The organism is Streptomyces alfalfae (assembly GCF_004127445.1).
In the GTDB taxonomy this organism is placed as follows: domain Bacteria; phylum Actinomycetota; class Actinomycetes; order Streptomycetales; family Streptomycetaceae; genus Streptomyces; species Streptomyces alfalfae.
Map to the genome: position 1 here is coordinate 28,246 of NZ_QEXM01000043.1, position 25,729 is coordinate 53,974.

18 protein-coding genes are annotated in these 25,729 nt (G+C 72.1%); 5 read left to right on the top strand and 13 right to left on the bottom strand.

Annotated features, from left to right (window positions below; genetic code table 11):
• Positions 1 to 2: 2 nt before the first annotated feature.
• The 5 genes from DCW30_RS23140 to DCW30_RS23160 form a co-directional block, all read right to left on the bottom strand.
• Complete coding sequence (locus DCW30_RS23140; RefSeq protein WP_076683157.1) at positions 3 to 1,658, bottom strand: ABC-F family ATP-binding cassette domain-containing protein; 1,656 nt, start codon at positions 1,656 to 1,658, stop codon at positions 3 to 5.
• Positions 1,659 to 2,185: 527 nt separating this feature from the next.
• Entirely contained in the window at positions 2,186 to 3,229 is a 1,044-nt protein-coding gene (locus tag DCW30_RS23145) for an oxidoreductase (protein WP_076683158.1), read from the bottom strand.
• A 340-nt stretch (positions 3,230 to 3,569) separates the two neighbouring features.
• A complete protein-coding gene (locus DCW30_RS23150) occupies positions 3,570 to 5,249 on the bottom strand; it encodes a BCCT family transporter (RefSeq protein WP_103557587.1) in 1,680 nt (559 codons plus the stop codon).
• A 164-nt stretch (positions 5,250 to 5,413) separates the two neighbouring features.
• Positions 5,414 to 6,694, bottom strand: a complete 1,281-nt coding sequence (locus tag DCW30_RS23155; protein ID WP_076683162.1) for a M14 family metallopeptidase — start codon at positions 6,692 to 6,694, stop codon at positions 5,414 to 5,416.
• Entirely contained in the window at positions 6,691 to 8,658 is a 1,968-nt protein-coding gene (locus tag DCW30_RS23160) for a Xaa-Pro dipeptidyl-peptidase (RefSeq protein WP_076683164.1), read from the bottom strand. The genes DCW30_RS23155 and DCW30_RS23160 overlap by 4 nt, the downstream gene beginning before the upstream one ends.
• Before the next feature lie 214 nt (positions 8,659 to 8,872).
• Between DCW30_RS23160 and DCW30_RS23165 the strand changes: the two genes are divergently transcribed.
• Positions 8,873 to 10,396 (top strand): M1 family metallopeptidase, encoded by a 1,524-nt coding sequence (locus tag DCW30_RS23165; RefSeq protein WP_076688599.1) that lies wholly within the window; start codon positions 8,873 to 8,875, stop codon positions 10,394 to 10,396.
• Between the two features lie 100 nt (positions 10,397 to 10,496).
• Here the strand turns inward: DCW30_RS23165 and DCW30_RS23170 are convergent, their stop codons facing one another.
• Together DCW30_RS23170 and DCW30_RS23175 are read right to left on the bottom strand one after the other, a co-directional pair.
• Positions 10,497 to 11,954, bottom strand: a complete 1,458-nt coding sequence (locus DCW30_RS23170; protein ID WP_062783173.1) for an amino acid permease — start codon at positions 11,952 to 11,954, stop codon at positions 10,497 to 10,499.
• 160 nt (positions 11,955 to 12,114) lie between these two features.
• Positions 12,115 to 13,920, bottom strand: coding sequence for an AMP-dependent synthetase/ligase (locus DCW30_RS23175; RefSeq protein WP_076683166.1), 1,806 nt, complete (start codon positions 13,918 to 13,920; stop codon positions 12,115 to 12,117).
• Between the two features lie 158 nt (positions 13,921 to 14,078).
• Here DCW30_RS23175 and DCW30_RS23180 point away from each other — a divergent pair, with 158 nt between their 5' ends.
• Positions 14,079 to 14,828 (top strand): MerR family transcriptional regulator, encoded by a 750-nt coding sequence (locus tag DCW30_RS23180; protein WP_062783179.1) that lies wholly within the window; start codon positions 14,079 to 14,081, stop codon positions 14,826 to 14,828.
• Between the two features lie 27 nt (positions 14,829 to 14,855).
• On the opposite strand, the gene DCW30_RS23185 is transcribed toward DCW30_RS23180, so the two are convergent.
• The 4 genes from DCW30_RS23185 to DCW30_RS23200 all read right to left on the bottom strand — a co-directional run bounded on the left by DCW30_RS23185 (position 14,856) and on the right by DCW30_RS23200 (position 20,845).
• Entirely contained in the window at positions 14,856 to 17,039 is a 2,184-nt protein-coding gene (locus tag DCW30_RS23185) for a 3-hydroxyacyl-CoA dehydrogenase NAD-binding domain-containing protein (protein WP_076683168.1), read from the bottom strand.
• 222 nt (positions 17,040 to 17,261) lie between these two features.
• Positions 17,262 to 18,476: an acetyl-CoA C-acetyltransferase gene (locus tag DCW30_RS23190; RefSeq protein ID WP_062783186.1), complete on the bottom strand. Its 1,215-nt coding sequence runs from the start codon at positions 18,474 to 18,476 to the stop codon at positions 17,262 to 17,264.
• Positions 18,477 to 18,533: 57 nt separating this feature from the next.
• On the bottom strand, positions 18,534 to 19,676 hold the full coding sequence (locus DCW30_RS23195; RefSeq protein ID WP_076683170.1) for an acyl-CoA dehydrogenase family protein: 1,143 nt from the start codon (positions 19,674 to 19,676) through the stop codon (positions 18,534 to 18,536).
• Positions 19,673 to 20,845: a CaiB/BaiF CoA transferase family protein gene (locus DCW30_RS23200; protein WP_076683172.1), complete on the bottom strand. Its 1,173-nt coding sequence runs from the start codon at positions 20,843 to 20,845 to the stop codon at positions 19,673 to 19,675. Before DCW30_RS23200 ends, DCW30_RS23195 begins: the two co-directional genes overlap by 4 nt.
• A gap of 151 nt (positions 20,846 to 20,996) precedes the next feature.
• Here DCW30_RS23200 and DCW30_RS23205 point away from each other — a divergent pair, with 151 nt between their 5' ends.
• Together DCW30_RS23205 and DCW30_RS23210 are read left to right on the top strand one after the other, a co-directional pair.
• Positions 20,997 to 21,446, top strand: a complete 450-nt coding sequence (locus tag DCW30_RS23205) for a 2-thiouracil desulfurase family protein (RefSeq protein WP_076683174.1) — start codon at positions 20,997 to 20,999, stop codon at positions 21,444 to 21,446.
• Between the two features lie 84 nt (positions 21,447 to 21,530).
• Positions 21,531 to 22,718, top strand: coding sequence for a saccharopine dehydrogenase family protein (locus DCW30_RS23210; RefSeq protein ID WP_076683176.1), 1,188 nt, complete (start codon positions 21,531 to 21,533; stop codon positions 22,716 to 22,718).
• Positions 22,719 to 22,771: 53 nt separating this feature from the next.
• On the opposite strand, the gene DCW30_RS23215 is transcribed toward DCW30_RS23210, so the two are convergent.
• Positions 22,772 to 24,226, bottom strand: coding sequence for a glyceraldehyde-3-phosphate dehydrogenase (locus DCW30_RS23215; protein WP_076683178.1), 1,455 nt, complete (start codon positions 24,224 to 24,226; stop codon positions 22,772 to 22,774).
• Between the two features lie 58 nt (positions 24,227 to 24,284).
• Positions 24,285 to 25,007: an endonuclease V gene (locus DCW30_RS23220; protein WP_076683180.1), complete on the bottom strand. Its 723-nt coding sequence runs from the start codon at positions 25,005 to 25,007 to the stop codon at positions 24,285 to 24,287.
• 150 nt (positions 25,008 to 25,157) lie between these two features.
• Between DCW30_RS23220 and DCW30_RS23225 the strand changes: the two genes are divergently transcribed.
• A complete protein-coding gene (locus DCW30_RS23225) occupies positions 25,158 to 25,673 on the top strand; it encodes a hypothetical protein (protein ID WP_062783204.1) in 516 nt (171 codons plus the stop codon).
• Positions 25,674 to 25,729: the final 56 nt, after the last annotated feature.

Genomic DNA, 25,729 nt, shown 5'->3' on the forward strand with positions numbered 1-25,729 from the left:
GGTCAGAGTGACAGCTCGGTCACTGTGCCCTCCGCCACCTCAAGGCGGCGTGTGACGTGCACGGCGTCCAGCATCCTGCGGTCGTGGGTGACGAGCAGCAGGGTCCCCTCGTAGGAGTCGAGGGCCGACTCCAGCTGCTCGATCGCCGGCAGGTCGAGGTGGTTGGTCGGCTCGTCGAGGACGAGGAGGTTGACGCCCCTGCCCTGGAGCAGGGCCAGGGCGGCGCGGGTGCGCTCGCCGGGTGAGAGCGTCGCCGCCGATCGCAGGACGTGGTCCGCCTTCAGGCCGAACTTCGCGAGCAGCGTGCGGACTTCGGCCGGCTCGGTCTCGGGCACGGCCGCGCAGAACGCGTCGAGCAGGGACTCCTGGCCGTGGAACAGCGCGCGGGCCTGGTCGACCTCCCCGACGAGGACGCCCGAGCCGAGGCCCGCGTGCCCCGCGCTCAGGGGTACGCGTTCGAGCAGGGCGCCGAGCAGCGTCGACTTGCCCGAGCCGTTCGCGCCGGTGATCGCCACGCGGTCCGCCCAGTCGATCTGCAGGGTCACGGGTCCCAGCATGAACGCGCCGCGGCGCACCTCCGCGTCCCGCAGCCCCGCCACGACGGCGCCGGAGCGGGGGGCCGCGGCGATCTCCATGCGCAGCTCCCACTCCTTGCGGGGCTCGTCGACGGCGTCGAGCCGCTCGATCATGCGCTGCGTCTGGCGGGCCTTGGCGGCCTGCTTCTCGGTGGCGTCGCTGCGGAAGTTGCGCCCGATCTTGTCGTTGTCGCCGCCGCCCGCCCTGGCCTTGCGGCGGGCGTTCTTGACGCCCTTGTCCGCCCAGGAGCGCTGCATCTGGGCACGGCCCTCCAGCGCCGCCTTCTTGTCGGCGTACTCCTCGTACTCGTCGCGGGCGTGCCTGCGGGCGACCTCCCGCTCCTCCAGATAGGCGTCGTAGCCGCCGCCGTAGAGGTTGATCTGCTGCTGGGCCAGGTCCAGTTCGAGGACCTTGGTGACGGTGCGGCTGAGGAACTCGCGGTCGTGGCTGACGACGACCGTGCCCGCCCGCAGGCCCTTCACGAAACGCTCCAGGCGGTCGAGGCCCGCCAGGTCGAGGTCGTTCGTCGGCTCGTCCAGGAGGAACACGTCGTAGCGCGAGAGCAGGAGGGAGGCGAGGCCGGCGCGGGCCGCCTGGCCTCCGGAGAGCGACGTCATCTCCTGGTCGAGGCCCACGGCTAGGCCGAGGGAGTCCGTGACCTCCTCGGCGCGCTCGTCGAGATCCGCGCCGCCGAGGGCCAGCCAGCGCTCCAGGCTGTCCGCGTACGCGTCGTCCGCGCCCGGGGCTCCGTCGACCAGGGCCTGGGTCGCCTCGTCCATCACGCGCTGGGCCTCCGCGACGCCGGTGCGGCGGGCCAGGAAGGCGCGGATAGTCTCGCCGGGGCGGCGGTCCGGCTCCTGGGGCAGATGCCCCACGGAGGCGGTGGGCGGCGACAGCCTCAGCTCGCCGCCCTCGGGGGTCTCCAGCCCGGCGAGCAGCCGCAGGAGGGTGCTCTTGCCCGCCCCGTTGGGGCCGACGAGGCCGATGACGTCGCCCGGGGCGACGACGAGGTCAAGGCCGGAGAAGAGGGTGCGGTCGCCGTGGCCGGCGGCGAGGTCTTTGGCGACGAGGGTTGCGGTCATCAGGGGGGTCATTCTACGGGGGCCCGCCTCTGCCCCTCGGGCCGCATACGCCTGGCCGGCCGCACTCCGGGCCGGGGGCCGACTGCCCCGTCAGCGCGGCGCCCGAACCACCTGACCGCCGCTCCGCGGCGAACGCCGCCCACCCACTCCGCCCGTCGTCGCGGCGGCGCAAGCGTAGGCAGGAGCAGCGGAGCAACCGGGGGCTGTTCGCGCGGGGGCCGATGCCCGCGGGGTATCGGGCGGGCGGGTGGGAAGGCGTCCCGCACGGAGCGCCGGGACCGCCCGTTCGGGGCGGACGACCGCGGAGTATCAGTCGGGCCGGTGGGAAAGCATCCCGCGCGCAGCGCCGGGACCGCCCGTTCGGGACGGATGACCGCGGAATATCAGTCGGGCCGGTGGGAAAGCATCCCGCGCGCAGCGCCGGGACCGCCCGTTCGGGACGGATGACCGCGGAATATCAGTCGGGCCGGTGGGAGAACATCCGGCGCGGAGCGCCGGGGCTGTTCGCGCGGGGCCGAGGCCCCGGATCAGAGCCCCCCGGAGGAAGACGTCGACGTCACGAGGACACTGGTGGAGGTCCGAGCCACCACGTACGAGTTGCCCTTCGTGCTCCGCGCGGCCAACGGCACGCGATGCTCCCCCGGCTCCAGCACATCGTCGAAGACCTCGTGGACGTGCGTCCGCGACAACCGGTCCATGCGGTACGCGATCAGCCGCACCCGGCACGTCGATGTGACGGAGAGCCGCGCCGCGTCCCGCCCGGCGGCGAGCCGGGTGAGCCGCCGCTGCTCCGTGGGGCTCCGGTCGAGCGCGTACTCGATCTGCGCCACCAGCAGCGGCACTATCGGCGCGAGCCCGTCGACGTAGGCGACCCGTACCCCCGCACCCTCGAAGGCGGCCCGCACGGACCGGCGGGTCTCGTCGGACACGGTGCGCCCGAAGGCGACCGCCCCGTACGTGCGCAGTTCGTCCGGCGGCACGTCCGCCGCGTCGGCGGCGATCTCCGCGCCGATGCCGATGGTCCGCAGGGCCGCGGCCAGCTTGGCGAGGAGCGCGACGCGGGCCCCGATGAGCAGGACCCGGCGGCGGGCCTGCGGTTCGTCGGCCGCGAGCAACTGCCGCAGCGCCTCGCGGTACTCGGGGCCGCTGAAGCGGAACGGCCCTATGCCGTGGTACCCGTTGAGCTGGAGGTCGACCGGTTCCCCCGTCTGCCAGGCGAAGTCGCGCCAGACGAAGTCGTCGGCGCCGTCCCCGGCCTTCTCGATGACCGCCGTGACGGCGCCGCACTCCAGGCCCTCGCACTCGGGGCAGCCGTATATGACGTACCGGTTGTCGCGCAGCGGCGCCTCCGCCTCCAGCAGGAGCCGGCGGACGTGCGCGGTGAATATGGCGGGCGGGATGTCCGCGGCCAGCGGGGACACCGCGTCGAGGTCGGAGAGCCGGAACAGCAGGGGGCGGCCGTCGACGATGAAGTCGACGAAGTCACGGTGCACTTGGTAGTCACCGTTGGCGAGGACCCCGCCTGCCCGCATGGCCGGCGCCAGACCGAAGGTCGCGTACTCGGCAGACATGCTGTGAGTATCCCCACCGAGGGTGTGATGTGAGCACGGCACGGCGCTTTCCCCGCACATTCCGCCGACGTCGCGGGGCGGGTGGGGGTCGTGTGTCGATGGTGCGTGGTGAGGTCCCGCCTGACCAGCGTCGTGTGGGGACGACGTGCGCGCCGCCGGCCGGCCGGAGCGGCGTACGCATGGTCGATGGCGTACGCGCGCACGCCCGACTGGACGGGCACGCGCGACTGGCTGCGGCCGGGCACGCGCGACTGGACGGGCACGCGCCGCGGGAGGCGGCACGCCGACGCGCACCGCCTCCCGTGTCCGGCCCGAGCCCGCGGCCCGACCTCGTCCGGCCTCAGCGCGTCCGCGCCGAATCGTTGTCCGACTCCGGGCCGTCCACGTCCTCGTCCGTGGACGGGCCGATCCGGATCTCGAAGTCACCGTCGTACTGCTCGTGGCCCGCGATCACGGCCTTCTCGACGGCTTCCGTGCCGTGCTCGCCGCGCACGATCAGCGGGTCGTGGCGCAGGTCGCGCATCAGCGACACGCACATGCCGATCATCACGAGGGTGAACGGCGCCGCCACGAGGATCGTGAGATTCTGCAGACCGGTGAGCGCGTTGCCCGAACCGTCGCCGATGAGCAGCATGATGGCCGCCACGGCGCCGGTCACGATGCCCCAGAAGACCACGACGAGCCGGCTGGGTTCGAGTGCGCCCTTCTGCGAGAGCGTGCCCATGACGATGGACGCGGCGTCCGCTCCCGAGACGAAGAAGATGCCGACGAGGATCATCACCAGCAGGCTGGAGACGGTGGCGATCGGGTACTCGTGGAGCAGTCCGAAGAGCTGCGCCTCCGCCGTCGTCTCGTCCTTGAGGCCGCCCCGCTCGGAGACGGTCATGGCGCTGCCGCCGAAGACCGCGAACCAGATGAGGCTGACCGTGCTCGGCACCAGGATGACGCCGCCGACGAACTGGCGGATCGTACGGCCGCGGCTGATGCGTGCGATGAACATGCCGACGAAGGGCGTCCAGGAGATCCACCAGGCCCAGTAGAAGACCGTCCAGCTGCTCAGCCAGTCGGCGACTCCCTTGCCGCTCGACGCCTCGGTGCGGCCGATGAGCTGCGGCAGGTCGCCGAGGTAGGCGCCGATGGAGGTCGGCAGCATGTCGAGCATGATGACCGTCGGGCCGGCGATGAAGACGAACACCACGAGCAGCAGCGCGAGCACCATGTTGATGTTCGACAGCCACTGGATGCCCTTCTCCACCCCGGAGATGGCGGATGCCACGAAGGCCAGGGTCAGCACGGCGATGATGACGACGAGCAGGCCGGTGCCCGCTTCGTCCATCCAGTCGAGCACCTCGATGCCGCTGCCGATCTGCAGGGCGCCGAGGCCGAGGGAGGCCGCCGAGCCGAAGAGCGTGGCGAAGATGGCCAGGATGTCGATGACCCGGCCCCAGGCGCCGCGCGCGTGCTTCTTGCCGATGAGCGGCTCGAAGACGGCGCTGATGGTCTGGCGCCGGTTGCGCCGGAAGGTGCTGTAGGCGATGGCGAGGCCCACGACCGCGTAGATCGCCCACGGGTGGAGCGTCCAGTGGAAGAGGGTGGTGGCCAGCGACGTCTCCATCGCCGCCGCCGAGTCCGCGGGGTCGGTGCCGGGCGGCGGCGAGGTGAAGTGCGCCAGGGGCTCGCTCACGCCGTAGAACATCAGGCCGATGCCCATGCCGGCGCTGAACATCATGGCGACCCAGGAGACCGTGCGGAACTCGGGTGACTCGCCCTCCTTGCCGAGGGTGATCTTCCCGTACCGGCTGACGGCCAGCCAGAGTGCGAAGACGACGAAGCCGGTGGCGGCCAGCATGAAGAACCAACCGCCGTTGTGCATGAGCCCGTTCAGCATGTCCGTGGAGACATCCTGGAGCGTGTCCGTCGCCACCGCGCCCCAGACCACGAACGCCAGGGTCAGTACGGCGGTGACGCCGAACACCACCCGGTCCGTCTGTGGGGACCGGCCGACGGGGGCGGGTGCCATGATGTCCGGCGACCCTCCCCCGTCGTCCGCCTTCTGCTGTTCATGCGTCACAAGTGGCACCTTTCAAGGGGTCGATCGTTGTCGTCGATCGTTTGTCGTCGGCCGTTTTCGGTCGACAGTTTGTTCTTGATACCCCCTACCACATGTGACCTACATCTCCCCCCTCAACAGCCCATGTCGGGCCGAGCTGTGACCATGTGGTAAGTCGCCCGCTCGTCGAGGAGGAGCGGCACGAGGGCCCTGGCCGACTGCCGGAGCGGGACGTACGCGCCGGACTTCTGGCGCTTCACCCGCACCCCGTGCAGCGCCAGTTCGTCCTTGATGTCGGCGTACTGGGCGGCGGTCAGCCGGTAGCCGCAGGGCGGGTCGGCGATGACCTCTGACGGCTGGGCCGGGTCATTGTCGGCGCCGCCGACGTAGACGGGGCCGTGGTCGCGGTAACCCTCGGCGCGTGCCGCTCCGGTGGCGCGCTCCAGGCGTGCGCGGTGCTCGCCGGTGTAGTCGAAGAGACCGTCGAGCGCGGAGAGTTGGGAGGTGACGCGGCGGCGGTTGTTCAGCGCCTCGTCGTTCTTCTCCGCGTCGGTGAGCGGGTCGACGCGGCTCTCGATGAGCAGGCCGGCGGCGTGCTTGATGCCGGACATGTTGCGCAGGATGCGCTCCTGGCCGTCGCCCGCGGTCTGCTTGATGGGCTCGCCGGTGACGGGGTCCGTCCAGATGCCGTAGGTGCCGGTCGTGTGCCCGTCGCTCTCCGCGGCCGGGCGTACGTACGCCTTCGACAGGGTCCGCGCCTCCCGGTGCACCACCTCGTCGGTGTTGAGGTTGCGCGGCCAGAGGTCGAAGAGGTCCTTGTCGTAGTACTTGGGGGTGGACCCGTACTCGTGCAGGTCGTAGATGACGTCGGGCCGGTGGTCGCGGATGACCGCGGCCATGGCGCGGGCCTCGGCGGTCGCCAGGGAGAGGTGGTCGCGGTTGATGTCGAGGCCGTCGGAGTTGCCGCGGGTGTCGGCGGCGCGGCCGTCGGGGTTGGCCGTCGGGACGACCAGGAGTGTGGTGCGCTTCAGGTACTCCCGGGTGGCCCGGTCCTTGGCGTAGGCCAGGTCGCGGATGGTGGTCAGGCAGGCCTCGCGCCCCGACGGCTCGTCGCCGTGCTGGCTGCAGATCAGCAGCACGGTGTTCTTCGTCCGGCGTTCCCCGATGCGGACCAGTTGGAGCGGGCGGTCCTGCTTGGTCCGGCCCAGCCGGGAGACGGACATGCGGTCGCTCGCCTTGTCGACCGTGGCCAGGAGCCGCTGCTCCTCGGGCTGGCTGGTCCAGCGTGCGCCATCGGACTCCTCGAACCCGGTGCGGGGCGGGGTCGCGGTCGCCTGGGCCGGCACGGTCAGGAACGGCGCGGCGAGGGCGGCGGTGGCGCAGGCCAGCGTCAGGGTGCGGATGCGCGGTGTCATGAAGGACTGCCTCCCGGTACGGGGGTGAGCGGACGCGGCGGAGCGACGCCGTCGAGACGGGTGTCGCGGGGGATCACGGATGCGGAGGTCCGGAACGTGCTCGCGCCGCCGGCCAGCGGCACCTTCGCGTGGGTGCGGGCGAGGTCGATGGTGAGCGCCGGGGTGTCGGCGGGGGGCTCGATGAGGTTCTTGTCGGTGCCCGCGACGATCAGCGCGAGGCGGTGCCCCTTCGGCACGACGTGGTCGCTCGCGGCGAGGTCCACCGTGATGGTGTGCGGCCTGCCCGGGGTGAGCGGACGCCCGCGGTGCGGGTCGGCCCAGGTGCCGAGGTCGGCCCAACCGCGGCTGAAGATGGTGTGCTCGACGGCAGCGGTCCTGGCCCGGGTCTGGCGGTAGCAGGAGCTGTCGCCCGTGGTGCTCGGTCCCCAGCAGTCGCGTTCGGCGAGCGTGGTGATGCCCTCGCCCGGGGCGGCGTAGTCGCGGATGGTGGCGGGGCCGAGGTCGACGAGGACGGCGGAGAGATGGGCGGTGCGGGTCGTCGGGGTCGCGGTCACCGTCACCGTGGAGGAGCCGGACAGCCGCAGGTCGCGGGCGAGCGGCCGGGTGACGAAGCCGGCCTTGGCAGGTGTCGGCGTGTCGATCCGCTCGGCCCAGTCCGTCTCGCTCAGCTTCGGGTCGTCGGTGAACGTCTCCGTGCCCTTGGCGCGGCGGGTGCCCAGCGTGCCGACGCCCGGCGCGTCGCCCTCGGCGGGCCGCAGCGTGACCGTCTCGGTGGCGCGCGGGGGCCAGACGCGGTCGGTGGTCCATCGGTCGGGGGCGCGCTCGATGTCGGCCATGGGCTCGCGGTCCACGCCGTTGTCGTATCCGAGGAGTTCGTGGTCGAACCAGCGGTGCAGGGTGCGGACCCAGTCAGCCCTGCGGAAGTCGAAGGGGTCGACGTGGCCGGCCTGGCTGAGCCAGATCTTGCGGTCGACGCCGTTCTCGGCGAGGGCGTCCCACCACTGGCCGAAGTGCTTGGCGCGGACGTTCAGGTCCTGCATGCCGTGGACGACGAAGACGCTGGCCCGTACCTTGTCGGCGTCCGGGACGTGGTCGCGCTCGCTCCACAGGCGGGTGAAGTCGCCGCTGCGGGGCGCGCCGTCGATCAGGCGCTGCCGCACGGCGCCGCAGCGGGCCCGTGCCTCGGGGCTCTCCACGGCGTCCGAGAGCCATTCGGGGCCGCTGTCGTAGAGCGGGGCGCCCTGCTGGAAGTAGTAGTCGTACCAGGAGGAGATCGCGCCGATCGGCACGATCGTCTTGAGCCCCTTGACGCCGGTGGCGGCCACGCCCTGCGCGACGGTGCCGTCGTAGCTCTTGCCGATCATCCCGGTCCTGCCGTTGGACCAGGACGCCTTCGCGCGTTCCTGGCCCGTGCGGCTGGTGTAGCCGCGGGCGCGGCCGTTGAGCCAGTCGACGACGGCCTTGGCGGACCGGACGTCGGAGCGGCCGCCGACGTCGACACAGCCGTCCGAGCGGTTCGTTCCGGCCAGGTCCACGGCGACGTAGCCGTAGCCGCGCGGGACGAAGTAGTTGTCGTAGTAGAGCGGGAACCGCACGGGGTTCCCCTGCGCGTCGTAGGTCTTCTTCTGGCTCTCGTTGCCGCGCCCGCAGCAGGCGTAGTACGGGCTGGCGTCCATGATCACGGGTATGCGGCGGCCCGTGCGGTCGAGTTCGCGGGGCCGGACGATGTCGACGGCGACGCGGTCGGTCCTGCCGTCGGCGTCGCCGTCGAGCCGGGTGTCGACCCACACGGACTCGCGTATCGCGTTCTCGTACGCGTACATGGGCTTGCTCTCATCGGGCGTACGGGGGCCGGCGGCCCCCTGTGCCGCGCCCGGGGTCATGAGCGTGGCCATCAGGGCGGCCAGGGCCGCCGTCAGCAGCGATCTCCAGAGGAGGCGGGTGCGTCGCGCACGTATCGGCATGGCGCGGAAGGTACACCGGCCGACTCCTGAGCGACAGGGGGCGGGACGTGCCTGTCAGGTGCTCGGGGCATCGAGACACATGTCGGCCGAATGGCGATCGTGTGACAGCAGAGGCCATGGACATGACGCGTGGCGCACGGGCTGAATAGGCTCGGCGACCAAGACGCACAGGATCTTGGCCTCTGTGACTTGCGACGACGACTTGGAGCTTGACGTGCACCGCAGACTCATCGTTCCGGGAGCGATCGCGGCCTCCCTGCTGCTGGCGATCCCGGCATCGGCCGCTGACTTCACCCCCGGGGCTTCGGGCATCGGCGACCCCTACTACCCGGCGAGCGGCAACGGCGGATACGACGTCGCGCACTACGACCTGCGGCTGAAGTACCAGCCCGGCACGGACCTCCTCGAGGGCACGGCGACGATCAACGCCCGCACCACGCAGAACCTCTCGCGCTTCAACCTCGACTTCGGTCTCACGGTCTCCGAGGTGCGGGTCAACGGCAAGAAGGCGAAGTTCGCCAGGACCGGCGACCAAGAGCTGGAGATCACGCCGGCCGCGGGGCTGCCCAAGGGGGCGGACGTCACGGTCGTCGTGCGCTACGCGGGCAAGCCGTCCGAGCTGAAGGTCAACGGCTACACGGCCTGGCACCGGACGCCGGACGGCGGTGTCGCCGCGCAGGAGCCGGAGGCCGCCGTGTGGTGGTTCCCCTCCAACGACCACCCGCTGGACAAGGCCACCTACGACGTGTCGGTCTCCGTGCCCGACGGCACGCAGGCGATCTCCAACGGTGTGCTCCGGTCGCAGAGTTCGAAGCTCGGCTGGACGCGGTTCAACTGGCGCTCCAACAAGCCGCAGGCCAGCTATCTCACCACGCTCGCGGTCGGCAAGTTCGACATCACGACCGACAAGACCGAGGGCGGTCTGCCGGTCATCAACGCCTACAGCAAGGACCTCGGCGACAACGCGGGCGCCGCGCGCGCCAGCATCGAGCGGACCGCCGAGGTCGCCGAGTGGCTGGAGACGGTCTTCGGCGAGTACCCCTTCAACGCGCTCGGCGGCTACGTCCCGAACGTCAAGAGCAGCTACGCCCTGGAGACCCAGACGCGGCCGTTCTACAGCCCCGCCGCGTTCAACAACGGCTCCAACACCTCCATCGTCGTCCATGAGCTGGCCCACCAGTGGTACGGGGACAGCGTCTCCGTGCACGGCTGGAAGGACATCTGGGTCAACGAGGGATTCGCCCGCTACAGCCAGTGGCTGTGGTCGGAGAAGGAGGGCGAGGGCACCGCGCAGGAACTCGCCGACCACGTGTACGCGCAGCGCCCGGCCGACGACCCGTTCTGGACGGTGAAGCCGGGCGACCCGGGCCCGGACGACCAGTTCCACACCGCCGTCTACGACCGGGGCGCGCTGGCCCTCCAGGCGCTGCGCAACGAGATCGGCGACGAGGCGTTCTTCGCGATCCTCAAGGGCTGGCCGAAGGCACACGCGTACGGCAACGCCAAGGTCGGCGACTTCGTGAAGTACGCCGAGAAGACCTCGGGCAAGCCGCTCGCCGGCCTCTTCGACACCTGGCTGTACCAGCCGACGCGCCCGGAGGCCCCCGCCGCGAAGGCCGCCGGCCTGACCCGCTCGTCCGCCGCCCACACGGCCGAGCCGAAGTCGTGGAAGAAGATCGCCGCCACGAACACCGTCCATGACCACGGCCACGAGCACGAGCACGGCCGCAAGCACTGACGTCCCCGCCCGGACGACGCGGTGGCGCCACCCCGGACCATGGATCTGTGTGATCCCGTGGTCCTCGGGGTGGCGCCACCGTGGGCGTCGGCGCTGACGCCTACTTCGTCAGGGCGTCCCTCTCGCGGTCGGCCTTGCGGCGGATCGCGTACCAGCCCACGACCAGGGCCGCGGCGACGATCGGGATGAGGAACAGCGTCTTGCGGCCGACCTCGGGGTCCTTCCACATCAGGCCGAGCACGGCCACCAGGAAGACGATCGTGACGATCTCCGTGACCGGGTTGCCCGGCAGGCGGAACTTCGGGCGCTCGAAGGCGCCCTCCTTGGAGCGGCGCACGAACGCCAGGTGGCAGATCATGATGATCACCCAGGTGCTGATGATGCCGAGGGACGCCACGTTCAGGACGATCTCGAAGGCCTTGCTCGGCACGATGCTGTTCAGGGCGACACCGAGGACGCCGACGCCCGCGGTGAGCAGGATGCCGCCGTAGGGCACCTGGCTCTTGTTCATCCGGGCGGTGAACCTGGGGGCCGAGCCCGACATCGCCATGGAGCGCAGGATGCGGCCCGTGGAGTACAGGCCCGAGTTCAGCGAGGACATGGCCGCCGTCAGGACGACGAGGTTCATCACGTCACCGGCCGCCGGCACGCCGATCTTGGACAGGACCGTCACGAAGGGGCTCTCGCCCGCCGAGTACACCGATCCGGGGAGCAGCAGCGCGAGGAGGACGACCGAGCCCACGTAGAACAGGCCCACGCGCCACATGATCGAGTTCACGGCGCGCGGCACGATCTTCTGCGGGTCGGCGGTCTCGCCCGCCGCGACGCCGACCAGCTCCAGCGAGGCGTAGGCGAAGACGACGCCCTGCATCACGATCACGACGGGCATCAGGCCGTTCGGCAGGAACCCGCCGTTGTCGGTGATGACGCTCAGACCCGGCGTCTCCCCGCCGACCTCGTGTTGGCTGACCAGCAGGAAGATGCCGATGAGCATGAACGCGATGAGCGCCGCGACCTTGATGATCGAGAACCAGAACTCCATCTCGCCGAAGTACTTCACCGAGATGAGGTTGATGGCCAGGACCACCGCGAGGGCTATCAGCGCGAGCACCCACTGCGGGATGTCGGTGAAGAAGCTCCAGTAGTGCGTGTAGAGCGCGATCGCGGTGATGTCGGCGATGCCGGTGGTCGACCAGTTCAGGAAGTACATCCAGCCGGCGACGTAGGCGCCCTTCTCGCCGAGGAACTCACGCGCGTACGACACGAACGAACCGGACGACGGACGGTAGAGCACCATCTCGCCGAGGGCGCGCACGACGAAGAACGCGAAGATGCCGCACACGAGGTACGCGAGGGCGAGCGCGGGGCCCGCCGAGTGGAGGCGGCCACCCGCCCCGAGGAAGAGTCCTGTGCCGATCGCGCCACCGATCGCGATCATGTTGACGTGACGGGCCTTGAGGTCCTTGCTGTAACCGGCGTCGCCCGCGTCCGCGGGGGCCTGGCTGGCATCGGTGCGGGATGCGTCCAGGGCGGCCGAGTCTACGGCTTCCTTGCTCACGTGGGGGATCTACTCTCTGGTGCCCGGAAGGATTCCGGGGTCCGGAATGTGCTCCGGCCCACGACACCCCTGACGCGCGCGGACCGACGGGACACCTTCCCCCACCGATTCCCGATCACGCGGTGGCGCACGTCACATAGCGGAACTTCTCACATGCTGATCAAGGGGTGTACAGACCCTCGATGACCTGCTCGTACTTGGCGCGGACCACCCGGCGGCGGAGCTTCAGGGAGGGTGTCAGCTCCCCGGTGGCGGGGCCCCACTCGTCGGCGAGGAGGCGGTGGCGCTTGACCTGCTCGGTGCGGTTCAGGCGCGCGTTGGCGGCCTCGACGGCGCGCGCGACCTCCTCCCGTACGGCCGGGTGGGAGACGAGGTCGCCCTCGACGCCGCGCGCGGCGGCCCAGGCGGGCGCCACCTCGGCGTCGAGGACGAGCAGGGCCACCAGGTAGGAGCGGCCGTCGCCGTGCACCAGGGCCTGGCCGATGAGCGGGTGCTCCTTGAGCGCGTTCTCCACGAGGGCGGGCGAGACGTTCTTGCCCGTCGAGGTCACGATCATCTCCTTCTTGCGGTCGGTGATCCAGACATAGCCGTCCGTGTCGACGCGGCCGATGTCGCCGGTGGCGAACCAGCCGTCCTCGTCACGGGCGTCGTCGACACCGCCGTCGGCCCGCAGATAGCCGTCGAAGACGGTCGCGCCGCGTACGAGGAGCTCGCCGTCCTCGGCGGCGCGCACCTCCACGCCCTCGATGGGGCGGCCCACCGACCCCAGGCGGAAGGCCCCGGGGGCGTTGGCCGTGACCACGCCGGAGGTCTCGGTGAGACCCCACGCGTCCATGATCACCAGGCCGAAGCCGGCCCAGAAGCGGGACACCTCCGGCGGCATCGGCGCCGAGGCGCTCGCGGTCCACACGAGCCGGTCGAACCCGGCGAGCGCGAGCAGCGGATCGAGCACCCGCTCCTTGGCCTCGGCGTAGGCGGCCCGCAGCGGCGCCGGCGGCTCCTCGCCGCGCTCACGGCAGGCGAGGTGGGCGCGGGCGGTGTCGCCCGCCTCCTCGATGACGCGGCGCCGCTCCTCGGGCAGCGCGGCGAGGGCGGCCCGCACGGACGCCGCCAGCTTCTCCCACACGCGCGGGACCCCGAAGAACTGCGACGGGCGCAGCTCGCGCGCGGTGGCCGCCACCTGGGCGGGGTCCGCGCAGAGGTGGACGTGCCCGGCGCGCAGGACCGGCAGATAGATGCCGAGCAGCCGCTCGGCGATGTGCGCGAAGGGCAGGTAGCAGATGTGCCCGACGTGGTCGGGGACCTCCACGATGGTGTCCAGGGCGATGCCGTTGAGGAGGATGTTGCGGTGGCTGAGCCGGACGCCCTTGGGGTCGCCCGTGGTGCCCGAGGTGTAGACGACGGTGAGCGGGTCGCCGGGGCGGCACTCGCGCCAGGCCTTCTCGAAGGCCTCGGGGTCGTACCGGCGGCTGCCCGTGGCGTGCAGCGAGCCGTACGTGCGGTGCTCGCCGGCCTCGGCCGCCTCCACGACCACCAGGCGGCGCAGCGGGGCGGTGTCGTCGGCCAGGAGCGGTTCCCAGCGGGGCAGCTCGCCGGCGCCCTCGACGATCGCGACGCGGGCCCGGCTGTGCCGCACGATGTGGGCCACCTGCTCGGGGGCGGCGGTCCCGTACACGGTCACCGGGACGGCGCCGATGTGCACCAGGGCGAGGTCGCTGAGCCAGTGCTCGGGGCGGTTGCCCAGCATCATCAGGACGTGCTCGCCGCGCTCGACGCCCAGCGCCGTGTACCCGGCGGCCAGGACGGCGACCTCGCGGCGCGCCTCGCGCCAGGTGAGCGTCGACCACTCCTCGCCCGTGCGCCAGGACAGCGCGGGCAGGTCCCCGTGGTCCTCGGCGTCGCGGAGCAGCAGGGCGGGGAGCGTGGCGTCGGCAGGGTCTCCGGGGAGTCGCAGGATCGTGGTCATGACCGCCTCCTGGTGCCATCGGGTGGCCCGGAGGGTTTCACAACACTGGTGTGCCAGCAATACTGTTGCACCGCATTGGCACACGGTGCGGGGGCCGCATCGACGAGACGACCGCGGGGAGACGTCCCCCGAGCCGACCGGGGAGGCAGGGCGCCGCCATGACGACCGACACCGAGGACGTCGCGACCGCGGCCGGCGAGCCGACCCTCACGGTCGACGAGCTGGCCGCGCGCGCGGGCGTCACGGTCCGCACGATCCGCTTCTACGGCACCAGGGGCCTGCTGCCGCCGCCGGTCATCGGCCCGCGCCGCGTCGGGCACTACGGCCAGGACCACCTGTCGCGGCTCGCGCTCATCGAGGAGCTCCAGCACCAGGGCATGACGCTCGCCGCGATCGAGCGCTATCTGGAGCAGCTTCCGGCCGACCTGAGCGCGCACGACCTGGCCATCCACCGCGCCCTCGTGGCGTCCTGGGCGCCCGACTCCGCCGAGGAGGTCCCGCGCGCCGAGCTCGATCGCAGGGCGGGGCGCGCGCTGGACGAGGGGGACCTGGAGCGGTTGGCGGCGATGGGCGTGGTCGCCGCGACGGGGACGCCGGGCACGTACCGCGTGGACGTGGGGCTGCTCCGGCTCGGGGTGCGGCTCCTCGACGTGCCGATCGCGCACGAGACGATCCTCGCCGCCCGCTCGGTGCTCATGGAGCACACGCGCTCGGCGGCGCACGAGCTGTCCCGGCTCTTCCGGGACGAGGTGTGGGACTCGCGCCGCGAGGGCGGGTCGGACCCGGAGCACGTCGCCGCGATGCGGTCGCTGTCGGCCCATATGCAGCCGATGGTGGTGCAGGCGCTGGTGACCGCCTTCCAGCGCTCGCTCAAGGAGGAGCTGCGGGAGTGGCTCAAGGAGTCCTGAGCCACCCCCGCACGGGGCGGCGCGGGGTCAGCCGTCGCTGAACTTCTCGCCGCTCGAAGCCTTCTCGACGAGCAGCGCGGGCGGCGTGAACCGCTCCCCGTAGGTGTCGGCGAGCTCACGCGCGCGTGCCACGAAGCCGGGCAGGCCCCCCTCGTAGCCGTTGATGTACTGGAGCACGCCGCCCGTCCAGCCGGGGAAGCCGATGCCGAGGATGGAACCGATGTTGGCGTCGGCGACCGAGGTCAGCACGCCCTCTTCGAGGAGGCGCACGGTGTCGAGCGCCTCGGCGAAGAGCATCCGCTCCTGCATGTCCTGGAACGGGATCCGGTGTCCGGGCTCGGTGAAGTGCTCGCGCAGGCCCGGCCAGAGGCGGTCCCGCTTGCCGTCCACGTACTCGTAGAAGCCCGCCCCCCCGCTCCTGCCGGGACGCCCGAACTCGTCCACCATGCGGTCGATGACGGTGTCCGCGGGGTGGACCGTCCAGGCGCCGCCCGCCTCCTCGACGGCCCGCCTCGTCTCGTCGCGGATCTTGCGGGGCAGCGTCAGGGTCAGCTCGTCCATGAGGGAGAGGACCTTCGCGGGGTATCCGGCCTGGGCGGCGGCCTGCTCGACGGAGGCGGGCTCGATGCCCTCGCCGACCATCGCGACGCCTTCGTTGATGAAGTGCCCGATGACGCGGGAGGTGAAGAAGCCGCGCGAGTCGTTGACCACGATCGGCGTCTTGTTGATCTGGCGCACCAGGTCGAAGGCGCGGGCCAGCGCCTCGTCGCCGGTCCGCTCGCCCTTGATGATCTCCACGAGCGGCATCTTGTCGACGGGCGAGAAGAAGTGCAGCCCGATGAAGTCGACGGGGCGGGTGACGCCCTCCGCCAGCGTGGTGATGGGCAGGGTGGAGGTGTTGGAGCAGAGCAGGGCGTCCGGCTCGACGACGTCCTGGATCTCCTGGAACACCTTGTGCTTGAGCGCGGTGTCCTCGAAGACCGCCTCGATCACCGCGTCACAGCCGGCGAGCGCCCGGGGGTCGGCGGTCGGCGTGATGCGGGCGAGCAGCGCGTCGGCCTTCTCCCGCGTCGTACGGCCGCGCTGGACCGCCTTGTCGCAGAGCTTCTCGGAGTAGCCCTTGCCCTTGGCCGCGGCCTCGGCGGAGACGTCCTTGAGGACGACCTCGATGCCCGCGCGGGCGCACGAGTACGCGATGCCCGCGCCCATCATGCCCGCGCCGAGCACGGCGACCTTGCGCACGGTCCTCGGCTCGATGCCCCGGGGCCGGTTGGCGCCGGAGTTGACGGCCTGGAGGTCGAAGAAGAACGCCTGGATCATGTTCTTCGCGACCTGGCCCGTGACCAGCTCGGTGAAGTACCTGGCCTCGATGGTCTGCGCCGTCTCGAAGTCGACCTGGGAGCCCTCGACGGCCGCCGCGAGGATGTTGCGGGGCGCCGGGTAGTTGGCGCCCGCGGTCTGCTTCTTGAGGTTGGCGGGGAACGCGGGCAGGTTCGCCGCGAACTTGGGGTGGGCGGGCGTGCCGCCGGGGATGCGGTAGCCCGGCCGGTCCCAGGGCTGCCGCGACTCGGGGTTGGCGTCGATGAAGGCGCGGGCCTTCTCCAGCATCTCTTCGCGGGTGGCGGCCACCTCGTGGACGAGGCCGTTCTCCAGGGCCCGCCGCGGGCTGTACTGGGTGCCCTGGAGCAGCACCTTCAGGAGCGCGTCCGTGATGCCCATGAGGCGTACGGCGCGGGTGACGCCGCCGCCCGCGGGCAGCAGGCCGAGCGTCACCTCGGGCAGGCCGATCTTGGAGCCGGGGGCGTCGAGGGCCACGCGGTGGTGGGAGGCGAGGGCGATCTCGTAGCCGCCGCCGAGGGCCGCGCCGTTGATGGCGGCGACGACGGGCTTGCCGAGGGTCTCGATGCGGCGCAGCGCGCTCTTGATGGCGCTGCCGGCCTCGAACGCCTGCCGCGCGTTCTCCGGGCCGATCCTGATCATGTCCTTGAGGTCGCCGCCCGCGAAGAAGGTCTTCTTGGCGGAGGTGTAGATGAAGCCCCGGATGGCGTCCTCGTCGGCCTGTACGGCGGCCTCGGCGCGGTCGGCGATGGCCGCGATGGAATCCCTGAACGCCTGGTTCATGGTGTTCGCGGACTGATCGGGGTCGTCGAGGACGAGCGTGACGACGCCGGTGTCGTCCTGTTCCCAGCGGATGGTGGTGCGCTCGGTCATGTTCTTGTCTCCGTGAGGTCTGGTGAGGGCTGGGCGGGGTCCGGGGTGGGTGGCTGGGGTCTCTCGGCCGATCGACCGCCGGAGAGGGCCGGCCGCGCGGTCCCCGCGCCCCCGGGAGGCGCGGCGGAGCCGCTGCTTCAGGGGAGCGGGGAACTGCGCGAGCGACCACGACGGACCCGCGGTCGACAGCGCGCCCCCGCCCCGACGGCGCGGCGCGTGGCGCTACAGCCGCTCGACGATGGTCGCGATGCCCATGCCCCCGCCCACGCACAACGTGGCCAGCCCGTACCGCAGGTCCCTCCGCTCCAGTTCGTCCACGAGCGTCCCGAGGATCATCGCCCCGGTGGCGCCCAAGGGGTGCCCCAACGCGATCGCGCCGCCGTTGACGTTGACCTTGTCCAGGGACAGGCCCATGTCCTTCACGAAGCGCAGGACGACGGCCGCGAAGGCCTCGTTGATCTCGACGAGGTCGATGTCGTCGATGGTGAGCCCGGCCTTGGCGAGCGCCTTGCGGGTCGCGGGCGCGGGCCCGGTGAGCATGATCAGCGGCTCGGAGCCGGAGACCGCCGCGGAGACGATCCGCGCGCGCGGGGTGAGGCCGTGGCGCTCGCCGACCTCCTTGGTGCCGACGGCGACCAGTGAGGCGCCGTCGACGATGCCGGAGGAGTTGCCCGCGTGGTGGACGTGGTCGATCCGCTCGATCCAGTGGTACTTCTGCAGCGCGACCGCGTCGAAGCCGCCGAGGTCGCCGATGTCCTTGAAGGACGGCTTCAGCTTGGCGAGGGAGTCGGCGGTGGTGCCGGGGCGCAGGTGCTCGTCGTGGTCGAGGACCACGAGGCCGTTGCGGTCCTTGACGGGCACGACGGACCGCGCGAAGCGGCCCTCCTTCCAGGCCGTGGCGGCCCGCTCCTGCGAGAGCGCCGCGTACTCGTCGACGTCGCGCCGGGAGAAGCCCTCGACGGTGGCGATCAGGTCGGCGCCGATGCCCTGGGGCGCGAACTCCGTCTCGAAGTTGGTCATGGGGTCGGCGAACCAGGCGCCGCCGTCGGAGGCCATCGGCACCCGCGACATCGACTCGACGCCGCCCGCGAGGACCAGGTCCTCCCAGCCCGAGCGGATCTTCATCGCGGCGAGGTTGACCGCTTCGAGGCCGGAGGCGCAGAAGCGGTTCTCCTGGACGCCGGCGACGGTGTCGGGGAGGCCGGCGGCGATGGCGGCGATGCGCGCGATGTCGGAGCCCTGGTCGCCGACCGGGCCGACCACGCCGAGGACGATGTCGTCGATCGCGGCCGGGTCGAGGCCGGGGAAGCGGTCGCGGATCTCGTGGATCAGGCCGACGACGAGGTCGATCGGCTTGGTGCCGTGCAGGGCGCCGCCGGCCTTGCCGCGTCCGCGCGGGGTGCGGATCGCGTCGTACACATACGCTTCGGTGGTCACGCGTTGAGCCTTTCGCGGGTCTTCGGGAGGGGGAAGGTCGGTCCGGGAGGGTGCGGGTCAGCCGAGGAGGGAGCGGCCGATGATCTCCTTCATGATCTCGGTCGTGCCGCCGTAGATGGTCTGGATGCGGCCGTCCGTGAAGGCCCTGGCCACGCGGTGCTCCGCCATGTAGCCGTAACCTCCGTGCAGTTGCAGGCACCGGTCCGCGACACGCTTCTGGAGTTCGGTCGCCCACCACTTGGCCATGGAGGCGTGGACGGCGTCCAGTTCCCCGTTCGAGTGATCGACGACGCACCGGTCGAGGAACGTACGGGTGACGGCGCACTCGGTGGCCATCTCCGCGATCTCGAAGCGGATGTGCTGGAGCTTGGCCAGCGGCCGTCCGAAGGCCTCGCGCTCCTTCACGTACTCCGTGGTGATCTCCAGGAGGTGCTCGGCGGCGGCGATGCCCGCGACGGCGATGCCCATGCGCTCCTGGGCGAGGTTCGTCATCAGGTGGACGAAGGCGCCGTTCAGGTCGCCGAGCAGGTTCTCCTTCGGCACGCGTACGTCGTGGAAGAACAGCTCGGCGGTGTCCTGGGACTTCTGGCCGATCTTGTCGAGGTTGCGGCCCCGCTCGAAGCCCTCCATGCCGCGCTCGACGACGAGCAGGGAGAGGCCGTGGGCGCCGCCCTGGGGGGACGTCTTGGCGACGACGATGACGAGGTCGGCGAGGATGCCGTTGGAGATGAACGTCTTGGAGCCGTTGAGCACCCAGTGGTCGCCCCGGTCCTCGGCGCTGGTGCGGACGGCCTGGAGGTCTGAGCCCGCGCCCGGCTCCGTCATCGCGATGGCGGTGATCAGCTCCCCCGAGCAGAAGCCGGGCAGCCAGCGCCGCTTCTGCTCCCCGGTGGCGAGGGAGGTGAGGTAGGGGCCGATGATGTCGTTGTGCAGGCCGACCGCGAGCCCGGCGGCGCCGGCGCGCGTGAACTCCTCGGCGAGGACCGCGGAATAGCGGAAGTCGGCGTTCCCGCCGCCGCCGTACTCCTCGGGGACGGCGAGCCCGAGGAGCCCCTGCCTGCCCGCGGCCAGCCAGGCGTCGCGGGAGACGATGCCGTCCTTCTCCCACTGCTCGTAGTGCGGGAGCACCTCCTTGGCGAGGAAGGTGCGCACGGTCTCGCGGAACGCGTCGTGCTCGGCGGAGAAGATCTGCCGTTTCATGGGTACGTGGTCTCCTGGTCTTCCGGCGGCGGGGGCGGCGGGGAGGGCGCGAGGCCCGGCACGCCCCAGTCCCCCGCCACCTCCGCGGTGTGGGCGCCGGGCCGCGCGGGGCCGCGGCGGACCTCGGTGGGGGTGCGGGAGAAGCGGGGCGCCGGGGCGGGCTGGGTGATGCCGCCGTGGTCGGTGAAGGTGCCGCGGGCGGCGAGATGCGGGTGCGCCGGGGCCTCGCGCAGCGACAGCACGGGGGCCACGCAGGCGTCGGAGTCCCCGAAGAGGGCCGTCCACTCCTCGCGGGTGCGCTCCTTGAAGCGGGCGGCGACGGCGGCGCGCAGCTCGCCCCAGCGGCCGGGGTCGTTGCGGGCGTCGGCCGCCTCGCCGAGGCCGAGGAGCGCGGCGAACTCGTCGTAGAAGCGCTGCTCCAGGGGGCCGACGGCCATGTGGCCGCCGTCGGAGGTCTCGTAGGCGCCGTAGAAGGGGCAGCCGCCGTCCAGGAGGTTGGCGCCGCGGCGGTCCTGCCAGCTGCCGGCCGCCAGCATGCCGTGGATCATCGCGGAGAGGTGGGCGGCGCCGTCGACGATCGCGGCGTCCACGACCTGGCCCTCGCCGTGCACGCGCGCGTGGTGGAGCGCGGCGAGGGCGCCGACGACGAGGTAGAGCGCACCGCCCGCGTAGTCGCCGACGAGGTTGGCGGGGACCACGGGCGGCCCGCCCGGGTTGCCGATCATGCCGAGGGCGCCGGTGATCGCGATGTACGCGATGTCGTGCCCGGCGCGCCGGGCGAGCGGCCCGTCCTGGCCCCAGCCGGTCATCCGGGCGTAGACGAGGGCGGGGTTGCGGGCGTGGCAGGGCCCGGGGCCGACGCCGAGGCGTTCGGCGACGCCCGGCCGGTAGCCCTCGACGAGGACGTCCGCGCGCTCGACGAGGTCGAGGACGCGGGCGACGCCGTCGGCGGTCTTCAGGTCGAGGATCACCGAGCGCTTGTTGCGGTTGGTGACGTCATACTCCGGGTTGATGGCGAGGCCGCCTCCGCCGGGCCGGTCGACGCGGACGACGTCGGCCCCGAGGTCGGCGAGGAGCATGGCCGCGAAAGGGCCGGGCCCGATGCCCGCGAGCTCCACCACGCGCACCCCGGCGAGCGGGCCGTGAACGCGCTTGCCTGGTCCTGCCATTGAGCCCCCAGCGCTATGACACAAGTGATGTAACACCAGTGATGCTAAGAACGTGTTCCACCGCGCACAAGCCCTTGACGAGCAAGCGCTTAGCCAATTCGGGCCACGGCCCCCCGCCGGGGGCCGTTCACAGGCCCCCTAGCCTGGACATATGGAACCGATACTGGTCAGCGCCTGCCTGCGGGGAGTCCCGTGCCGCTACGACGGCCGGGACAAGGCGTCGCCCGAGCTCGACGCGGCGCTGGCGGGCCGCGACGTCGTGTCGTTCTGCCCGGAGGCCGCAGGCGGCCTGCCGACGCCGCGCCGCCCCGCCGAACTGTCCGGCGGCGACGGGCACGCCGTCCTCGACGGCACGGCGCGGGTGGTGGAGGACACCGGACGCGACGTGACGGCGGCGTTCGTGGACGGTGCGCACCGCGCGCTCGCGGCGGCGCGGCACGCCGGATGCACGCGGGCGCTGCTGATGCCGCGCAGCCCCTCGTGCGGGCGCGGATCGGTGTACGACGGCTCGTTCGCCGGGGAGCTCGTGGCGGGCGACGGCGTGACGGCGGCGCTCCTGGAGCGGCACGGCGTCACCGTACGGGTGGCGCCCGGCGCCTGACCGACGCGGGGACTGGCGCCCCGGGCGTCGTGGGCTAGCCTCGGCCACCGACATCGGCGCGACACGCACGGCGGAGAGGTGCCCATGAGCAGTGAGACCAAGGAACGCCCGTACGACATCGTGCTCTTCGGAGCGACCGGCTTCGTGGGGGTGCTCACCGCGGAGTATCTGGCCGCGCACGCGCCCGAGGGGCTGCGGTGGGCCGTCGCGGGGCGCGACACGGGCAAGCTGGAGCGGCTGCGGGAGCGCCTCGCGGAGCGCCACCCGGAGTGCGCGAAGCTCCCCCTGGTGCGCGCCGACGTGGCCGACACGGCGTCGCTGGAAGAACTGGCGGGCAGCGCCCGCGTGGTGGCCTCGACCGTCGGCCCGTATCTGACGTACGGGCAAGAGCTGGTCGCCGCCTGCGCCGACGCGGGCACGGACTACGTGGACCTGACGGGCGAGCCGGAGTTCGTCGACCTCATGTACGTGCGGCACGACGCCCGCGCGCGGGTGACCGGCGCCCGGCTCGTGCACACCTGCGGCTTCGACTCGGTCCCGCACGACCTGGGCGTGTACTTCACGGTCAAGCAGCTGCCGGAGGGCGTCCCGCTGCGGGTCGACGGCTTCGTGCACACCACCGCGCGGTTCTCCGGCGGCACGTTCGCCTCCGCGCTCAACCAGCTGGGCCGCGGCCCGCAGATGGCGGCGGCCGCGAAGGAGCGGCGGCGACACGAGCCGCGCCCGGCCGGCCGCACGGCGTACGCGCCGCCCGGCACGCCCCGGTACGCGGCCGAGGTCGGCGCGTGGGCGCTGCCGCTGCCGACGATCGACCCGCGGGTGGTGCAGCGCTCGGCGCGCGCCATCGACCGCTACGGCCCCGACTTCCGCTACCGGCACTACGCGGCCGTCAGGACGCTGCCCATGGCGCTCGGCGCCCCGATCGCCCTCGGCGCCCTCGTGGCCGCGGCCCAACTGCCGCCCGTGCGACGCTTCCTGTCCGGGCGGCTCAAGCCCGGCGACGGGCCGAGCGAGGCGCAGCGGGCGGCGGCGCGGTTCTCGGTGCGGTTCGTCGGCGAGGGCGGCGGCAGGCGGGTCTTCACCGAGGTGTCCGGGGGCGACCCGGGGTACGACGAGACGGCGAAGATGCTGGGCGAGTCCGCGCTCTGCCTCGCCCTGGACGACCTGCCGGCGGAGGGCGGCCAGCTCACCCCCGCCGTGGCGATGGGCGACGCGCTCCTGGCCCGGCTCGACGCGGCGGGGCTGCGGTTCCGCGTGGCCGCCGTGCGCTAGACACGCCTGAAGGGGCGCCCCGCGCGCGGGGCGCCCCTTCGTGGGCCACGGGATCAGGCCACCGGTACCGGGTAGGTCGGGTACTCGACCCCGGAGACGTACTGCACGACGCGGATGACCTGGCACGAGTAGCCGAACTCGTTGTCGTACCAGAGGTAGAGGATCGCGCTGTCGCCGTCGACCTTGGTCGCCCCGGCGTCGACGATCGACGCGTGGCGCGAGCCGATGAAGTCGTTCGACACCGCGTCCGGGGCGCTGGTGAAGTCGATCTGACGCTTCAGCGGCGAGGTCAGCGACACGTTGCGGAGGTAGTCGAGGACCTCTTCGCGCTCCGCCTCGCGGCCGAGCGTCAGGCTGAGGATCGCGATGGAGACGTCCGGCACGGGCACGCGGATCGAGCTGCCGGTGATGGGCGCCTTGAGGTCGGGCAGCGCCTTGGCGACGGCGGAGGCGGCGCCGGTCTCGGTGATGACCATGTTGAGCGGCGCGGAGCGGCCACGGCGGTCGGCCTTGTGGTAGTTGTCCAGCAGGTTCTGGTCGTTGGTGAACGAGTGGATGGTCTCCACGTGGCCGCGGAGCACGCCGTACTCGTCCGCCATCGCCTTCAGCGGCGGGACGATCGCGTTGGTGGTGCACGAGGCGCACGACAGGATCTGCTCGTCCGGCTTGATCGTGTCGTGGTTGACGCCGTGCACGATGTTCGGGACGTCGCCCTTGCCGGGCGCGGTCAGGACGACCTTGTCGATGCCGGGGCGCAGGTGCTGGGAGAGGCCCTCGCGGTCGCGCCACTTGCCGGTGTTGTCGATGAGGATGGCGTCCTTGACGCCGTACGCCGTGTAGTCGACCTCGGAGGGGTCGTTGGCGTAGATGACCTTGATCTCGTTGCCGTTGGCGATGATCGTGCTGTTCGCCTCGTCGACCGTGATCGTGCCCTGGAACTGGCCGTGGATGGAGTCGCGGCGCAGCAGCGAAGCCCGCTTGACGAGGTCGTCGGCGGCCCGGCTGCCGCCCGGGCGCACGACGATGGCGCGCAGCCGCAGGCCGTTGCCGGAGCCGGCCTTCTCGATGAGCAGCCGGGCGACGAGGCGGCCGATGCGGCCGAAGCCGTAGAGGACGACATCGCGTCCCCGGCGGCACTCGATCTTGTTCTCACCCGTGGCGCCGGCGACGGCCTCGGCGGTGAACTCCGCCACGGAGAGCCCGCGGTCGTCGCTCTTGTACGTCGCGGCGAGCATGCCGAGGTCGATCTGCGAGGGGCCGAGGTCCAGGGCGGTGAGGGCCTGGAGGAACGGCAGCGTCTCGGTGACCGAGAGCTCCTCGCCGGCGATCTGCCGGGCGAACCGGTGCGTCTTGAGGATGCTGACCACCGACTTGTTCACCAGGGAGCGGCTGTGCAGCAGGACCGTGACGTCCCGCTCGCGGTGCAGCTTCCCGATGAGCGGGATCATCGACTCCGCGATCTCCTCGCGGTTCTTCCAATTGGTGAACGAGTCGTCATTGACAGTCACAGGAGTATCTTTCGAGCTAGGCGGCGCTCATATGGTAACCCGGTCGTCTTCGCGCCTCTCAACCGGCCGCTCCCGGCGGCCGTGAGGGGCTCCGGCCGGCCGCCGCACGCAGGGCCGAGCGGCACAGCGCGTCCGCGCGGCGGGTGGACTCCGGCAGCCGGTAGCGGGGTGTGAGGCACAGCGTGTGCGCGCAGGCCTGGTCGAGGGTCACCCGGTGGCCCGCGGAGACGAAGACCGGCTTCACGCCCTCGCGGGTGCGCAGCGCGCGCCCGACCTCCTCCGCGCCGTCGAGCAGGGGCGAGGCGCTGCCGCGCGGCGCGGCCGGGGCCTCGTGGGTGAAGGTGAAGGGGTTCTTGGCCACGCCCATCGTCGGCAGGCCGGTCAGCACGCCGAGGTGGCTCGCGAGGCCGAAGCGGCGCGGGTGCGCGACGCCGTAGCCGTCGCAGACGACGACGCCGGGGTCGGCGGTGAGCCGGGAGAGCGCGGCGAGCACGGTGGGGATCTCGCGGAAGGCCAGCAGGCCCGGCACATAGGGGAAGGCGACGGCGCCGACCGCGGTGGCCTCCTCGACGACGTCGAGCGTCGCCGCGTCGAGGACCACGACGGCGGCGGCCACCACGTCCCGCTCGTCGTCGTAGGCGACGTCCACGCCCGTCACGTGCCCGGTGCCGGGCGGCGGCCCCGAACCGTCGAGGAGGACGCGGGGCCGCAGCTCGTCCTGGACGGCCAGCGCCGTCTCGTCGTCGGTCGGCCACGCCTCGGGAAGTCGGTAATCGATCACGGGGCGGCAGCCTAGCGGGGGCCGCCCGTCCCGCCCACCGGCATCAAAGACGCGTAAAGATTGCCGGAATCCGGCAATGCGGGTGCCCGTCCGCGCATGACAGCCTCGGTCTGCACCGAGGCGGACCGCGATGGACGGGGGAATGGACCGATGACGATCTTTCTGGGTCTCGGCATCGCGGGAATCGTGCTGCTCGTGCTCTCGCTCGTCCTCGACGGGGTCCTCGAAGGGCTCTTCGACGGCGCGGGCGTCCTGGACGGTCTCTTCGACGGCCTCCTCTCGCTCCCGGTGATCGCCGGGTTCGTGTCCATGCTCGGCTTCGGCGGGGCGATCGTGCTCGGCACGACCGGCCTCGGCGCCGGAGCCGCCACCGCCGCGGGCGCCCTGGCCGGCGCCGGGGCGGGCTGGCTGACCTGGCGGACGACCCGCGCCCTGATGCGCGACCAGACCGCGGCCACGCCGCGCGGCGACGACCTCGTGGGCGCCGCGGGGTCCGTGGTCACCGCGATCCCGGCCGACGGCTACGGCGAGGTGCTGCTGCCCCTCGCGGGCCAGCGCGTGAAGTTCGCCGCCCGCAGCTCCGCCGCCGTGGCGCGGGGCACCGAGGTCTGGGTCGAGTCGGCCCTGACGTCCACCTCGGTCGCGGTGCGCCCCGTGGAGCGCTGAACCCGGGCGACACCGCGACCGCCCACCACCATGTAACCGATCTGCCGTCCCCGGGT

Coding starts and splice junctions, on each gene's coding strand:
- DCW30_RS23140 (WP_076683157.1), bottom strand. CDS start 1,658: ATGACCGCAACCCTCGTCGCCAAAGACCTCGCCGCCGGCCACGGCGAC.
- DCW30_RS23145 (WP_076683158.1), bottom strand. CDS start 3,229: ATGTCTGCCGAGTACGCGACCTTCGGTCTGGCGCCGGCCATGCGGGCA.
- DCW30_RS23150 (WP_103557587.1), bottom strand. CDS start 5,249: ATGGCACCCGCCCCCGTCGGCCGGTCCCCACAGACGGACCGGGTGGTG.
- DCW30_RS23155 (WP_076683162.1), bottom strand. CDS start 6,694: ATGACACCGCGCATCCGCACCCTGACGCTGGCCTGCGCCACCGCCGCC.
- DCW30_RS23160 (WP_076683164.1), bottom strand. CDS start 8,658: ATGCCGATACGTGCGCGACGCACCCGCCTCCTCTGGAGATCGCTGCTG.
- DCW30_RS23175 (WP_076683166.1), bottom strand. CDS start 13,920: ATGACCACGATCCTGCGACTCCCCGGAGACCCTGCCGACGCCACGCTC.
- DCW30_RS23180 (WP_062783179.1), top strand. CDS start 14,079: ATGACGACCGACACCGAGGACGTCGCGACCGCGGCCGGCGAGCCGACC.
- DCW30_RS23185 (WP_076683168.1), bottom strand. CDS start 17,039: ATGACCGAGCGCACCACCATCCGCTGGGAACAGGACGACACCGGCGTC.
- DCW30_RS23195 (WP_076683170.1), bottom strand. CDS start 19,676: ATGAAACGGCAGATCTTCTCCGCCGAGCACGACGCGTTCCGCGAGACC.
- DCW30_RS23200 (WP_076683172.1), bottom strand. CDS start 20,845: ATGGCAGGACCAGGCAAGCGCGTTCACGGCCCGCTCGCCGGGGTGCGC.
- DCW30_RS23205 (WP_076683174.1), top strand. CDS start 20,997: ATGGAACCGATACTGGTCAGCGCCTGCCTGCGGGGAGTCCCGTGCCGC.
- DCW30_RS23210 (WP_076683176.1), top strand. CDS start 21,531: ATGAGCAGTGAGACCAAGGAACGCCCGTACGACATCGTGCTCTTCGGA.
- DCW30_RS23225 (WP_062783204.1), top strand. CDS start 25,158: ATGACGATCTTTCTGGGTCTCGGCATCGCGGGAATCGTGCTGCTCGTG.